Annotated in this window: 12 protein-coding genes and 2 pseudogenes; 13 read left to right on the forward strand and 1 reads right to left on the reverse strand. The window is 59.7% G+C overall.

Translation table 11 applies throughout. The features are described from left to right. Positions 1–16: 16 nt before the first annotated feature. The 4 genes from ACW4TB_RS25675 to ACW4TB_RS25690 all read left to right on the forward strand — a co-directional run bounded on the left by ACW4TB_RS25675 (position 17) and on the right by ACW4TB_RS25690 (position 4,498). Positions 17–1,171 (forward strand): iron-containing alcohol dehydrogenase, encoded by a 1,155-nt coding sequence (locus ACW4TB_RS25675; RefSeq protein ID WP_455828637.1) that lies wholly within the window; start codon positions 17–19, stop codon positions 1,169–1,171. Positions 1,172–1,331: 160 nt separating this feature from the next. Then, positions 1,332–2,603: an OprD family porin gene (locus ACW4TB_RS25680; RefSeq protein WP_455843106.1), complete on the forward strand. Its 1,272-nt coding sequence runs from the start codon at positions 1,332–1,334 to the stop codon at positions 2,601–2,603. Positions 2,604–3,086: 483 nt separating this feature from the next. Continuing rightward, positions 3,087–3,914: a helix-turn-helix domain-containing protein gene (locus tag ACW4TB_RS25685; protein WP_455828636.1), complete on the forward strand. Its 828-nt coding sequence runs from the start codon at positions 3,087–3,089 to the stop codon at positions 3,912–3,914. 221 nt (positions 3,915–4,135) lie between these two features. Then, entirely contained in the window at positions 4,136–4,498 is a 363-nt protein-coding gene (locus ACW4TB_RS25690; protein WP_455828635.1) for an ABC transporter substrate-binding protein, read from the forward strand. A gap of 307 nt (positions 4,499–4,805) precedes the next feature. Here ACW4TB_RS25690 and ACW4TB_RS25695 read toward each other — a convergent pair whose 3' ends face one another. Further along, entirely contained in the window at positions 4,806–5,711 is a 906-nt protein-coding gene (locus tag ACW4TB_RS25695; RefSeq protein ID WP_455828633.1) for a LysR family transcriptional regulator, read from the reverse strand. Between the two features lie 154 nt (positions 5,712–5,865). Between ACW4TB_RS25695 and ACW4TB_RS25700 the strand changes: the two genes are divergently transcribed. From ACW4TB_RS25700 to ACW4TB_RS25740, 9 genes and pseudogenes are all read left to right on the forward strand, one after another. Then, entirely contained in the window at positions 5,866–6,273 is a 408-nt protein-coding gene (locus ACW4TB_RS25700) for a ketosteroid isomerase-related protein (RefSeq protein WP_455828632.1), read from the forward strand. A 1-nt stretch (position 6,274) separates the two neighbouring features. Further along, complete coding sequence (locus ACW4TB_RS25705) at positions 6,275–6,883, forward strand: GNAT family N-acetyltransferase (protein ID WP_286776515.1); 609 nt, start codon at positions 6,275–6,277, stop codon at positions 6,881–6,883. Beyond that, a complete protein-coding gene (locus ACW4TB_RS25710; protein WP_455828631.1) occupies positions 6,880–7,770 on the forward strand; it encodes a carbon-nitrogen hydrolase family protein in 891 nt (296 codons plus the stop codon). Before ACW4TB_RS25705 ends, ACW4TB_RS25710 begins: the two co-directional genes overlap by 4 nt. Positions 7,771–8,052: 282 nt before the next feature. After that, positions 8,053–8,328: a formaldehyde-responsive transcriptional repressor FrmR gene (gene frmR, locus ACW4TB_RS25715; RefSeq protein ID WP_007182548.1), complete on the forward strand. Its 276-nt coding sequence runs from the start codon at positions 8,053–8,055 to the stop codon at positions 8,326–8,328. A gap of 59 nt (positions 8,329–8,387) precedes the next feature. After that, positions 8,388–9,497: an S-(hydroxymethyl)glutathione dehydrogenase/class III alcohol dehydrogenase gene (locus ACW4TB_RS25720; RefSeq protein WP_023435204.1), complete on the forward strand. Its 1,110-nt coding sequence runs from the start codon at positions 8,388–8,390 to the stop codon at positions 9,495–9,497. Positions 9,498–9,540: 43 nt separating this feature from the next. Continuing rightward, positions 9,541–9,939 carry a VOC family protein gene (locus tag ACW4TB_RS25725; RefSeq protein WP_009681673.1) on the forward strand — a complete coding sequence of 133 codons (399 nt, stop codon included), beginning with the start codon at positions 9,541–9,543 and terminating at the stop codon, positions 9,937–9,939. Between the two features lie 238 nt (positions 9,940–10,177). Continuing rightward, a pseudogene (locus tag ACW4TB_RS25730) lies at positions 10,178–11,406 on the forward strand (DUF3422 family protein). 58 nt (positions 11,407–11,464) lie between these two features. Continuing rightward, positions 11,465–12,076 (forward strand): annotated as a pseudogene (gene fghA, locus ACW4TB_RS25735) (S-formylglutathione hydrolase); the annotation flags it as partial. A gap of 321 nt (positions 12,077–12,397) precedes the next feature. Then, the gene (locus tag ACW4TB_RS25740; RefSeq protein ID WP_455828630.1) at positions 12,398–13,711 is read left to right on the forward strand and encodes a replication-associated recombination protein A; all 1,314 of its coding nucleotides are present in this window, start codon (positions 12,398–12,400) and stop codon (positions 13,709–13,711) included. Positions 13,712–13,728 lie beyond the last annotated feature (17 nt).

Below are 13,728 nucleotides of genomic sequence, written 5' to 3' on the forward strand. Positions count from 1 at the left end.
CAAAAAGGACTGACCGATGAGTTATGAATTCAGAAGCGTTCCGCGCATTGTCTGCAAAGCGGGCGCGTTGCACAGTGTGGGCTCGGTGCTCAAGGGCCTTGGCGCACAACGGATAATGCTGGTGTGCGATCCTGGCATCGTCAGCCTCGGTTTTGCAGGTAAGGCCCAGGCAGCGCTAGAAGCGGTTGGCTGCGCGGTCACGGTGTTCGATCAAGTGGTTCCCGATCCGTCGTCCGCCGTGGTCAAGGAGGCGGCCGGGCAGGCACGTCAGTTCAAGGCCGATGGCGTGCTGGGCCTCGGTGGTGGCAGTTCGCTGGACACGGCCAAACTGGTGGCGTTGTTGATTAACAGTGAACAGCCCTTGGAGGAGTTGTATGGCACTGACAAAGCCCAGGGACAACGGGTACCGCTGGTCTTGGTGCCGACCACGGCGGGCACCGGCTCGGAAGTGACTTGGGTCTCTGTCATCACTGACGAGCAACAGCGCAAGCAAGCGGTGTATTCGCCGCAACTGATGCCGGACGTGGCGGTGCTGGATCCACTACTGACACTCGGTCTGCCGGCCAAGGTCACCGCCGCCACCGGCCTGGACGCCATGGTGCATGCCATCGAGGCCTACACCAGTTGCACCCGCAAGAATCCGATTGCCGATGGCCTGGCCACCACCGCCCTAGGGTTGCTGGGCGCCAATCTGCGCAAAGTGCTGGCCAACGGTCAGGACGTGGCGGCGCGCACGGCGATGCTGCAAGGCTCGCTGATGGCGGGCATGGCCTTCGTCAACGCCTCGGTGGCGGCGATCCATGGGTTGGCCTATCCGCTGGGGGCGCGCTTTCACATTCCCCACGGCCACGCCAATGCCCTGGTGATGGCGCCGGTGCTGCGCTTCAACCTGAGCGCTGCGCAAAGCCAATACGCGGAGCTCGCGGCGTACCTATTGCCGGGCCGCCATTTCGAGGACGACGCCGAAGCCGCCGAAGCCTTTGTCCAGGTCATTGAGGCGCTGGTGGCCGACAGTGGCCTGGAAACCCGACTGTCGAAACTGGGAGTGGACGAACCCGCCCTGACCGAAATGGCCAGCTCGGTGGTGGTGAACCTACGTCGCCTGATCGACAGCAACCCCAAGGACATGACCGAGCAGGACGTAGAAGCCCTCTACCGCAGCATCTTCTAACCGATTGACGCGCATCGCCTGTTAACAGGCGGTGTGCTGAAGGGGTACGCACCCTCATTTGAGGGGCCGTATCAGCTTGCCCCCCCCTCCCTTTTTTCACCTCGTCTGTCAACGCAGAGGGGAGGGTTCTGTGCGCTTTTTAACCATGAGAATAAAAATAATGAACTGCAGCAGTAAAACCATCCGCATGCTTGCACCTGTCGTCAGCACCCATGCCCTCGGACTGGCGCTGGCCGTGTCTGCCTTTCCGGCCCTGGCCGAGGGTTTATTCGAGGACGCGAAGGCGAGCCTGACGGCGCGCAACTTCTACATCAACCGCAACTTCACCAATCCGGCTTATTCCCAAGGCAAGGCCGAGGAGTGGACCCAGAGTTTTATCCTCGACGCCAAGTCCGGCTTTACCCAGGGGACGGTGGGTTTCGGTGTAGACGTGCTGGGGCTGTATGCACTCAAGCTCGATAGTGGCCGTGGCACCACCAACACTCAATTGTTGCCGGTGCATGAGGATGGCCGTCCTGCCGATGATTTTGGGCGATTGGGCGTGGCGTTGAAGACTCGCCTGTCGAAAACCGAATTGAAGGTCGGCGAATGGATGCCGGTACTGCCGATCCTGCGTTCCGATGACGGGCGCTCCCTGCCGCAAACCTTCCGGGGCGGGCAGGTGTCCTCCAAGGAAATCGACGGTTTGACCCTGTATGGAGGGCAGTTTCGCGGCAACAGCCCACGCAACGACGCAAGCATGGACGATATGTCGATGACCGGTCGGGCCGGAGTTACCTCCGATCGGTTCAACTTTGCCGGGGGCGAGTACAGCTTCAACAGCAAGCAAACCATGATTGGCCTGTGGAATGCCGAGCTCAAGGACATCTACAACCAGCAGTTCATCAACCTGGTGCACAGCCAAGCAGTGGGTAGCTGGGTATTGGGTGCCAATCTTGGCTACTTCGTCGGCAAGGAAAGCGGCAGCGAGCGGGCAGGGGAGTTGGACAACAAAACCGCCTCCGCCATGTTCTCGGCCAAGTACGGCAGCAGCACCTTTTACCTGGGCTTGCAGAAAGTCAGCGGCGACAATGCCTGGATGCGCGTCAATGGCACCAGCGGCGGCACCCTGGCCAACGACAGCTACAACTCCAGTTACGACAATGCCAAGGAGCGGTCCTGGCAGTTGCGTCACGACTTCAACTTCGTTGGTGTCGGCATTCCCGGGTTGACCCTGATGAACCGCTACATCAGCGGTGAAGACGTACACACCGCGACTGTGATTGACGGCAAGGAGTGGGGCCGGGAGAGTGAGTTGGCCTATGTGATCCAGAGTGGCAGCCTGAAAACCCTGTCGCTGAAATGGCGCAACAGCACCCTGCGTCGCGATTACAGCAGCCTGGAGTTCGACGAGAACCGTCTGATTATCAGCTACCCCTTCTCGGCGCTTTAATACCGCTAAACAGATCGCACGCTACGCCAGCGGCTACAGACTTTTGTAGCCGCTGCCAAAGAACGAGATTGCGATCGGGCCCGCAGGAGTTGCAAGCACATCTGAAACCTGCTGAACGAGCCCATGAAAGACAGGACACCGTTTCCCCCCCCATCATAGATGCAGACACCTCGCCCGCACCGGCGGTGCCAATGAAGAGCACAGCGGTGACGTCTTGGGTAGCAATAGGCACGAATTACAAATATGCAGCCGATGCTAATTCTACCGAGGCGTCAGGAATCGCTGGATAAGATTGTGTATCTGTTGAATATTCCCTCACCATAGACGCTATGGTCGGGCTCAATGCTCACGTCGATCACGGGTTGGCAATGCCGAGCTTCTGCGCCACTTTCAGGTACTGTATTGCACTCAGCTTTTGAAACCGTGACCCCAAGCGACGATTAGTTCAGCGTGTTGTCAATTGTGGCATTAGGAATACTCTTTATGGTGAGCTCCAGTTCATCCCAGTCGATGCAAGACTTCAGTCAAAACTTGCGCCTTCTCTGCGGATATTATAAGTCGGTGGCGAAGGTGTGCCGCTCCCTTGATATCAACCGCCAGCAGTTCAACAAATATTTGGGGGCGCAAGCGACTCCCTCATCCTTTACCCTGCGCAAGATCTGCACTTTTTTTGGGGTGGATGAGGATGAAATATTCTCCGAGCATGAATCCTTCCGCGCTCTGCTCAACAGGCAACGCACGGCGCGAGAGTCGGACAGTGCGGTACCAGCCGACTTTTTTCCGAGCTCCGCGCAGGAGCTGTCGAAGTACCAGGGCTACTACTTTGTCTATTTGATGTCGCCTTCTGCGCCGGGGGAGGTGATCAAGTCGATTACCCGCTTGACCCGCTCCGGCGAAAAAATCCTGAGTAAAACCTACGAGCGGATGAGGTTGGGCGATGACCAGCTGAAGAGCTTCGGCATCAATAAATATCGTGGGTTCTGCTTTGCCTCATCGGATCTGATTTACATCGTCGAGCGCGAGTACCTCTCGTCCCGGGGCTATATCTGGTCAGCGATTTATCCCTCCTACCGCAGTCGTTTTCGTTTTCTCAACGGCTTGGTACTCGGCGTCTCGGGTGACAATTTCCGCCGTCCTTTTGGTGCCCATATTGTATTTGAGCACCTAGGCGAGTCGATCGACCTGCGTAACGCGCTCACCAGTTGCAGCTGTTTTCCGATTGATGCCCCTGAGATTCCCGTCGAGGTGAGGGCGCGGCTGCTGGTACATCCACCAGAAGGTGAGTTCAACCTCGTCCCTCCGCTGTTTTAGTCCTTTTTAAAAAAGACGCTAGGTGACGCTTCTGGGCGTCATCTGGCGTTTTTTTCTTCGTGCTCGCGAAATTGAGCTGGCCGTGCGGCAGATCGATAATGCCATACACCCCTTAGAAGTCAGTTTCGTTAACGGCCAATCACATCATTCATTCCAGTTGAATGAGTGCCTGTTTCTACAAGTGATCCGCTGCGCCCACCATAAAAATAAGAGGAACACCTATGAAATTCAAAAGAACATTGATGGCGGGGTTGATGGCACTGTCCATTACTGCGCCATTGACCAGTGGTTTGGTGTATGCGGCAAACAATACCTTGGTTGTCGCGGATCGAGCCTCTTTCAAGGATTGGGATCCAGCCTCGGCTTTTTCGGAAGAAGTGCGGGTGCTTGGCAATATCTACGAGACACTAGTGGTATACAACGTGCCAGGCAGTGCTGAGGAGTTTTCCCCCGGGCTTGCCACCTCCTGCGAAAGCAGCGACAACGGCAAGACCTGGACTTTCAAGCTGCGGCACGGCGTTAAATTTCATGACGGTTCACCCTGCACCTCACGGTGCAACATGCATGACTCGGGGCCTGGTTGATTCGCCATTTCTTACCAGTATCGAACTTTCATCGACTATCCTCCGCCAGCTTTAACTGGCGCACTAAGCGTCCGGTAGACACATCTTGATGACTTCGTTCCAACGAATGGTGTTTGTCTCCGACAAAAACCATTCTCCCCTGTGCTCTTCAAACCACGTTCATTTGCTTCGCTTTGCATAAATGCTGGTAGTAAAGAGTCTGGCCAGTTCGGTTAGTGGGGGGATTACCATTCAACCGGAGGGGTGAGCCACCGAGGCTCAGTGCCCCGCTTTCCAAGGTGTGTGCCCTACAGCGTCTTGCGACGTGTCAGCGCAAAGCTGGCAACGATCCAACGGCGACCAGCATTTCATCAAATACCGCTCGAACCCTTCCCGGAATTGGGCCACGCTGAGGCCGATAGACGTACAACCCCCATGCCGGAGGTTCTTCGTTCTCCAGCACTCGCACGAGCTTCCCGCTGGCAATGTAGGGGGCGGCCATGTAGTCCGCCAGCTGCGCGAACGCGATCCCGGCCAGCGCCGCTCCCATTTCCATGTCGGCATTGTCGGCGACGAGAGTGGGTGCGGTAGGTGTCCACTGGCGTCCCGCCTTGAAGTGCCAAGGCCAGGGACGACCGGTATTAATATCCAAGGCCACGGTAACTGGCAGACTGCTTAGCGCATCGATCTTTGCAGGTACGCCCACTTTCTTGATCAGGCGCGGAGCGGCAACGATGGGGAGTCTCATGTCGGCGGCCTTGCGTGCGACGAAGCGGCTATCGCGCATGAATCCGACCCTGATCCCGACGTCAATCCCTTCGTCAACCGTATTGCTGATGCGATCGGACAGGCGCACATCCAGCGTGATGCCGGGATGACGCGCGGCCACGCGCTCCAGTGCCGGTAGCACCGCTCTGGTGCCCAAGCTGTGCGGTGCGGTGATGCGAACCGTACCGGACAGAGTGGCCTGCTGGTCGGAGCCAGGCGTTCGCCACAGATCCTCGAACCGCTCCAATGCGGGGCGCACTTGGTCTAGCAGCCCTTCGCCGAAGGCGGTGATGCGCACCTGGCGCGTGCTTCGATGAAACAACACCTCGCCGTAGTGTTGCTCCAGTTGCTGGATGGCACGGGTTACACCTTGCGGAGAAGTCCCCAGCCGGACGGCCGCATCGCGAAAACTGCTGCTTTCGGCCGCCACCCGAAAGATGCGCAGTAGTTCCAGTTCCTTGTTCATGACGCACGCCTCATGGCCGATTTCGCTGTTCGTTGATTGTTTCAGATTGTGGAATTATAAAATCGTAACAATTCCATATACAAGGGAGGCGCGGTTGCCCAGACTGACAACACCCCGGAATGCTCCGCTCCGAACAATCCAATAAGGAACGCGAATGAACGCTGCGACTCTCATCACTGCCTACTACGACGCCTTCAACCGCGGCGACCGCGAGGCCATGCTGTCAATGTTGACCGATGACGTCGCGCACGACTTGAACCAGGGCGCTCGTGAGGTCGGTCGCGAAGCCTTCCGCGCCTTCCTGCAGCGCATGGACCGCTGCTATGGCGATCAACTGCGCGGGATCGTGGTGATGGTCAGCGCCGACGGCCTGTGTGCAGGCGCGGAGTACGTGGTGCATGGCGAATACAAAGTCACGGACGACGGGCTGCCGGAAGCCCAGGGCCAGCGCTACGTGCTGCCGGGCGGCGCGTTCTTCGAGATCCGCGATGGCAAGATCGCTCGTGTCACCAACTACTGCAATCTCGGCGACTGGATCGCACAGGTTGGAGGGGACGCCTGAAATGACCAGCGATGTGCAGGTGCTGGTTCGTCGTGGTCCGGACATTGCCGAATGGTTCGATGCCGTGGCAGGCCTGCGGGCGAGCGTTTTCCGCAGCTTTCCTTACCTGTACGAGGGCGACACCGAATACGAGAAGCACTACCTCGCTATGTACGCCCGTTCGGCAGACAGCCTGCTGGTACTCGCGCTCGCTGATGACGTGGTCGTGGGTGCGTCCACGGGATTGCCGCTCGGCGATGCGGAGCCGGCCTTCCAGGTGCCGTTCGCCGATCGAGGAATCCCGATGGAGGCAGTGTTTTACTGCGGCGAATCAGTCCTTCTCCCGGCCTTCCGGGGCCTTGGCCTGGGCCATCGCTTCTTTGACGAACGCGAAGCGCATGCCCGTTCGTTGGGCGGCATGCAGTGGACATCGTTCGCGTCGGTGGATCGCGCAGGCGACGATCCCCGGCGTCCTTCCAACTACCGCAGTAATGATCCCTTCTGGACCCGTCGTGGTTACGTGCGGCAGTCGGACATGAAGGTTACGCTGCCCTGGAAACAGGTGGGTGAGCCGAGCGAAACCGAGCAGACGCTCACGATGTGGCTGCGCTCCCTGGAGAACGCGAAATGAAAGTAGCAGTTGCGAAATACGCAGTGGGTCAGCCCACGGGCTTCGAGGCATTCGCAGCGCGGCAGCGGCGGGTTCTGGAGGAGGCGAGCCGTGCCGGAGCGGAACTGGCCGTGTTGCCCGAATATCTGTCCCTCGAACTGGCTGCGATGTTCGAGTCTGGCATCCGCCAGGATTTCAACGCCTCGCTGGCCGCGCTGCAGGCCTTGCAGCCTGCGTGGCTAGCCCTGTACACCGACCTGGCGCGCGAGCAGCGCATGACCATTCAGGCCGGTACGTTCTTGACCCGGGTTGGACCGGATCGCTATCGCAACCGGGCGTGGTGGTTTGCGCCGGACGGCACGCGTGACTACCAGGACAAATTGCAGTTGACGGGGTTCGAGAAAGACACTGGCGTCATCGAGGGGGGCGACGAACTCAAGGTGTTCGACCTGAATGGCGTGCGTGCCGGCATCGCTGTCTGCTACGACAGTGAGTTTCCATTGCCTGTGCGAGCCCAGCGAGAGGCGGGTGCACGCCTGCTGTTGGTCCCGAGCTGTACGGACACGAGGGCAGGTGCAACCCGGGTTCGTGTGGGCTGCATGGCGCGGGCACTGGAGAACCGGATGTTCGTCGCGCAGGCCGTGACGACCGGAGCTGCTGACTGGAGTCCGGCGCTGGACACGAACACTGGCGAGGCCACGATCTATGCACCCATGGATCGTGGATTCCCCGAGGATGGCATTCTCGCGACTACTTGCGGCACGCAGACATGGGCGATCGGTGATCTTGACGTTGAAGCACTCGAACGAAACCAAGAACAGGCCCAGGTTGCGGTCGATCGTGAGTGGGACGGACAGATGTTGCCTGCACTGCGGAAAGCTCGACACTCGGGTCATCAGGTCGCCTAGCCGGTCTCATCTTGATAGCTTCAACTCAATTAGTCGGCTTAGATAGGTCATATCTATCTGCGCATAGATTTTTCCAGTTTGACCAGTTTTGAACTTGCCCCGATGCTGTCGATACATGCAAGAAATATTCATTGATATGAATGTTTCGCGCTTCTTGGGAACAAACCTGTACTAGCCTGTAAGAGTGCTCGAAGAACACAGAATTTGTGGTGAAGTTCGGCCGCATATACTATGGGGGAGTATTGTATAATGCGGCGGTGTACCCAACTAGAGAGGTGTTCGATGCCACACAGTCCGGAAGAAAAGAAGCAAGCACTGACGCGCATCCGGCGCATCAAAGGTCAGGTAGCGACTCTTGAGCAAGCGCTTGATGCAGGTGCGGAATGCCCTGCAATTCTTCAGCAGCTTGCGGCCGTTCGTGGGGCAGTCAACGGATTGATGGCAACCGTTCTGGAGAGCTATCTGCGGGAAGAATTTCCCAGTAGCGAAATCAGGAGCGATTCGCAGAACAAGTCCATTGACGAGACCATCTCTATCGTCCGCTCCTATCTGCGATAGAGGCACCAGGGTGCCCTCGGTGAGGGCAAATTTAGTTAGCTAGTAAAGGAAGCGACATCATGAAATCACGTGCAGCAGTTGCCTTCGGGCCAGGAAAGCCGCTGGAAATCGTCGAGATCGACGTCGAGCCGCCGCGCAAGGGCGAGGTGCTCATCAAGATCACGAATACCGGCGTTTGCCATACCGACGCCTTCACCCTGTCGGGCGACGACCCCGAAGGTCTCTTCCCGGTCGTGCTGGGTCATGAAGGTGCGGGTATCGTCGTGGAGGTGGGTGAAGGTGTGACCAGCGTGAAGCCTGGCGATCACGTCATTCCGCTCTACACCGCCGAATGCGGCGAGTGCCTGTTCTGCAAGTCCGGCAAGACCAACCTGTGTGTCGCGGTTCGTGCAACCCAGGGCAAGGGGCTGATGCCCGATGGTACGACTCGCTTCTCGTACAACGGTCAGCCGCTTTACCACTACATGGGCTGCTCGACCTTCAGCGAATACACGGTCGTCGCCGAAGTCTCGCTGGCCAAGATCAACCCGGACGCCAACCCCGAGCACGTCTGCCTGCTGGGCTGCGGCGTGACCACCGGCATCGGTGCCGTGCACAACACGGCCAAGGTACAGCCCGGCGACTCGGTGGCCATCTTCGGCCTCGGCGGCATCGGTCTCGCTGCGATTCAAGGTGCACGCCAGGCCAAAGCGGGCCGCATCATCGCCATCGATACCAATCCGGCGAAGTTCGAACTGGCTCGTACCTTCGGCGCGACCGAATGTCTCAACCCGAAGGACTTCGACAAGCCGATTCACGAGGTTCTGATCGAGATGACCGGCTGGGGTGTCGATCACACCTTCGAGTGCATCGGCAACGTCGACGTGATGCGTTCGGCTCTGGAAGCTGCCCACCGCGGCTGGGGCCAGTCGATCGTCATCGGCGTGGCTGGTGCTGGCAAGGAAATTTCGACCCGCCCGTTCCAGTTGGTCACCGGTCGCACCTGGAAGGGTTCGGCTTTCGGTGGGGTCAAGGGCCGCACTCAGCTTCCCGGCATGGTGGAAGACGCAATGAAAGGCGAGATCGATCTCGCCCCGTTCGTCACCCACACCATGGGCCTCGACGACATCAACAAGGCCTTCGACCTGATGCATGAAGGCAAGTCGATTCGCACGGTGATCCACTACTGATCACTCACTATCCATTCAACACCAGCCACCAAGGAAATTAACCATGTCCAATCCTGTCATTTCCGGCGACGGCATCTTCTCGCACGTCTTCGTCGGCGCCGCCGACGTCCAGAAGTCGACCGCGTTCTATGACGCCGCTCTGGGTGCTCTCGGCATCAAGAACCTCGGTCCTTTCGGCAACGGATGGGTGCTTTTCGGTCGCGAAAAGCCGGCTTTCATCATCGCCCGTCCTGGCAATGGTGAAGCGCCTTCCAGCAACGGTGTGACGGTCGGCTTTGCGGCCGCCACTCCCGCCGAAGTGGATGCCTTCCACGCCGCCGGCCTTGCCGCAGGCGGCACCGACGAGGGCCAGCCTGGCCCGCGTGGCCACCTGCCGGGTGCCTATGCGGCCTACCTGCGTGATCCGGCGGGCAACAAGGTTTGCTCGTACACCTTCGTCTGAAAGCTAGGAAGCTGAGGGCGTTCTGAAAGGGCCAGCACAAGCCTCTACACGTAGACGGACCGTGTAGAGCGGTGCCCGCTCATGAAGATCGGCCCGCAGCCATGTGCGAAACGCATGGCTGCGGGCATTTGCTTTGAAGCGTGTTTTTCAACCAAGAAGAAATGAGGTCGTTATGCAAGAGCCGGCCAACATCAATACGACGACCGTACACCCCACCCCGACCGCCACCGTGTACGGCATGCCGGCCTATGCCGATCGTGCTGCGGCCGTGGGTGAAGTGCATGCGCGCCCGCATCTGTTGATTCAGGCCCCCCGCGGCATATTGCAGCTCGCTTTCATGACCGAAGGCGATCAGGCCAGGGATCAGATGGCGATGAGTGAGTTGTCTCATTGCTTCGGCGTTGCCGAGCCCGACCACGCTACGCCGCTTCACGGCGTGACATGGGATGAGGGAGACCTGCACTGTGAAAAACACACCGAGTTCTCAACGTATCTCTGGTGCGCTTCGCTGGATTCCGAGACGGGAGAGCCGTGCGGCGAAAATCCGTTCAAGCATGGATTTGTTCCTCCCGGCCCGATCGTATCCGGCATCCGTTTGAGACTTCTTTCATGGACGCCGGAAACGGAGAAGGAGGCCGATCGCTTCGATCCTGCCAGCCTGTGCTACTCGCTGGTGGAGAACGGCTCTGCCGCCATCCTGACCGACTTTCGACAGGATGAGGATGGCCTGACGCAGATCCTCGTCCTTGCCCGCGATTTGACCCCGGCGCGGGTGGGTGCGCTGGCTCAACGTCTGCTGGAGATCGAGACCTACCGTACCTTGGCGTTGCTGTCCTTGCCGTTGACGCGGTCGATGACGTCGGAGCTGCGGCGCATGGAGTCGCGCCTTGCGGCGATCACCGACGAGATGTGTACGAGCTTGGTGGAACGGCGCGACAGCGACGTGCTGCTGTCCGAATTGACCGGTCTGGCTGCCGAGCTGGAAGCTGGCACTACGAGATCGTCGAGGAAAGGTTGGCAGCGCTTTCGGAAGAGGCCGTATCCGGGTACTGCACCTGGGCGGATTTCCTGCAGCGTCGCATCGCTCCCGCCATGCGGACATGCCAATCCGTAAAGGAGCGCCAGGCCAAGCTCTCCGACAAGCTGACCCGGGCCAGCGCGTTGCTGCGTTCCTGGATCGACGTCGAGCTTGAACGCCAGAACCGCGATCTGCTTGCGTCGATGAACAACCGGGCCAAGATGCAATTGCGCCTTCAGCAAACCGTCGAAGGCCTGTCGGTCGCGGCAATTTCTTATTACGTCATGAGTCTTCTCGGCTATTTGCTCAAGGGCATTCCGATGGTTCACGACAGCGTGGCGCCGGTAATGGCGGTTCTGGTGCCTGCGGTGATGCTGACGATCTGGTGGATCGTGCGCAGGATCAGACACGCCCACGGCGACACGGCAGCGGAAGAGAAATCTTCCTGACGAGATGCCGTCCTGGCGCGCGAGAGCTGCGCCGTTCCTTTGAGCATAGGAGAACACCATGGAACGCATCGAACATCACGCCAGCTTTGATGGTTGGCAGGACGTTTATCAGCATGAATCCACGACGCTCGGTTGCACGATGAAAGTCGGCGTCTATCTGCCTCCGCAGGCACAGCACGGCAACGTGCCGGTGCTGTACTGGCTTTCAGGCCTCACCTGCGCCGAGCAGAACTTCATCACCAAGTCCGCCGTCCAGCGCTACGCGGCCGAACATGGCATTGCCGTCGTCGAGCCCGATAGCAGCGCTCGCGGCGAAGGCGTTGCCGACGATCCCGCCTTTGACCTCGGACAGGGGGCGGGTTTCTACGTCAACGCCACGCAGGAACCCTGGGCTGCGAATCATCGGATGTATGACTACGTGGTGCAGGAACTACCGGCGCTGATCGAGGCCCACTTTCCCGTGACAGCGGAGCGGAGCATCAGCGGCCATTCCATGGGCGGGCATGGCGCCCTGGTCATCGCCCTGCGCAACCCGGGCCGTTATCGAAGCGTCTCGGCCTTCTCGCCCATCGTCGCCCCCACCCAGGTTCCCTGGGGACACCAGGCCTTCGAGGCGTACCTGGGTAGCGACCGGGAGGCGTGGAAGCAGTACGACACCGTGGAGCTGATTCGCACCGTGCAGGAGCGTCTGCCGCTGCTGCACCATCGGCCGCAGCCTGGCCGTAATTGACATGGGGCGGGTTAAGCTGCGTGGAGCCTTTGCGTGGTGGATCTGGAAGCTCGCGCATATCTACTTTCTGATCGGTACGCGAAATCGTCTCAGCGTCGCGTTGAGCTGGTATGGAACCATAGCATCGGCTACCGCGGCTCTCGCATCATCATGCATGCGATTAGCGACAAAGAGCCCACGGCGTTGGATAAATCCGGCTCTCTGGATTGAGGTGCCCACCTTATCGGAACGTCAACTATCAGAAATGCCAGGGAGAGGAACTTGACTGATCTATTCACGACAAAGCCCAAGCCTCCCTTGGCCGAACTCCTGCGGCCCAAGACGCTGGATGAATTCGTCGGGCAACGGCACTTGCTCGGCCCCGGCAAGCCGCTTCGTCTCGCGTTCGAGGCGGGCAAGTTGCACTCATTCATCCTCTGGGGGCCGCCAGGCGTGGGCAAGACCACCCTGGGGCACCTGGCCGCCAGTGCGACCGACAGCCGATTCATCGCCATCTCGGCCGTGCTGGCCGGGGTGAAGGACATCCTGCAAGCCATCGACGAGGCCCAGGCAGAACTGGACAACCATGGTCGACCGACGGTGCTCTTCGTCGATGAGATCCATCGCTTCAACAAGGCGCAGCAGGATGCCCTGCTGCCCCATGTCGAGTCGGGGCTCCTGACCCTGGTGGGGGGGACGACCGAGCATCCGGGGCTGGCGGTCAATTCCGCTCTGCTCTCGCGCGCGCAGGTCTATACCCTCGAACCGCTGTCCGGCAACGAACTGAACCAACTCTACGAACGCGCACTGCCGCATCTCCAGGGCGTCACGTTGGACGCGGACGTGCTGGATCTGCTCAAGGGCTTTGCCGATGGCGATGGCAGGCGCTTCCTCAATCTGCTTGAGCAGGTGACGAATGCGGCGTCGGGCGCTGGCAAGACCGTGGTCGATGGCCAGTCCGCCAAGCTGTCCACCAGTCCATCGCTGCGCAGGTTCGACAAGGGCGGTGACGAGTTCTACTGGCAGCTCTCAGCCTTCCACAAGTCGCTACGGGGCTCCGACCCTGATGCGGCCCTGTATTGGCTGGCCCGCATCCTTGACGGTAGCGGCGACGTCAGCCAGGTGACCCGCCGCATGGTGGTAGTGGCCAGCGAAGACATCGGCAATGCCGACCCGCAGGCGCTGCAACTGGCGCTCAATGCCGCGCTGGCTTATGAGAGGCTGGGTTCCCCCGAAGGCGAAATACCGATTGCCCACGCGGCGACCTACCTTGCTGCCGCCCCCAAGTCGAACGCTGCCTATGCCGCCTGGAACAAGACGAAGACCTTCGTCAAGAACAGCGGCTCCCTGCCTGTGCCTCTCCATCTTCGCAATGCGCCGACGAAGCTGATGCAGCAGATGAGGTATCACGAAGGCTACCGCTACGCTCCTGACGAGCCCAACGGCTACGCCGCTGGGCAAAGCTACTTTCCCGAGGGCGTGGCGCGGCCGGGCTGGTATCAGCCAACGGACAGAGGTGTTGAGCGCAGGCTGGGAGAATGGCTTACTTGGCTGCGCTCGCTGGATGATGGGACGCTGCCAGAGGCGGACGCCTGACCGGTCGCCTCCGAAAC

The organism is Lelliottia jeotgali, from assembly GCF_977070485.1.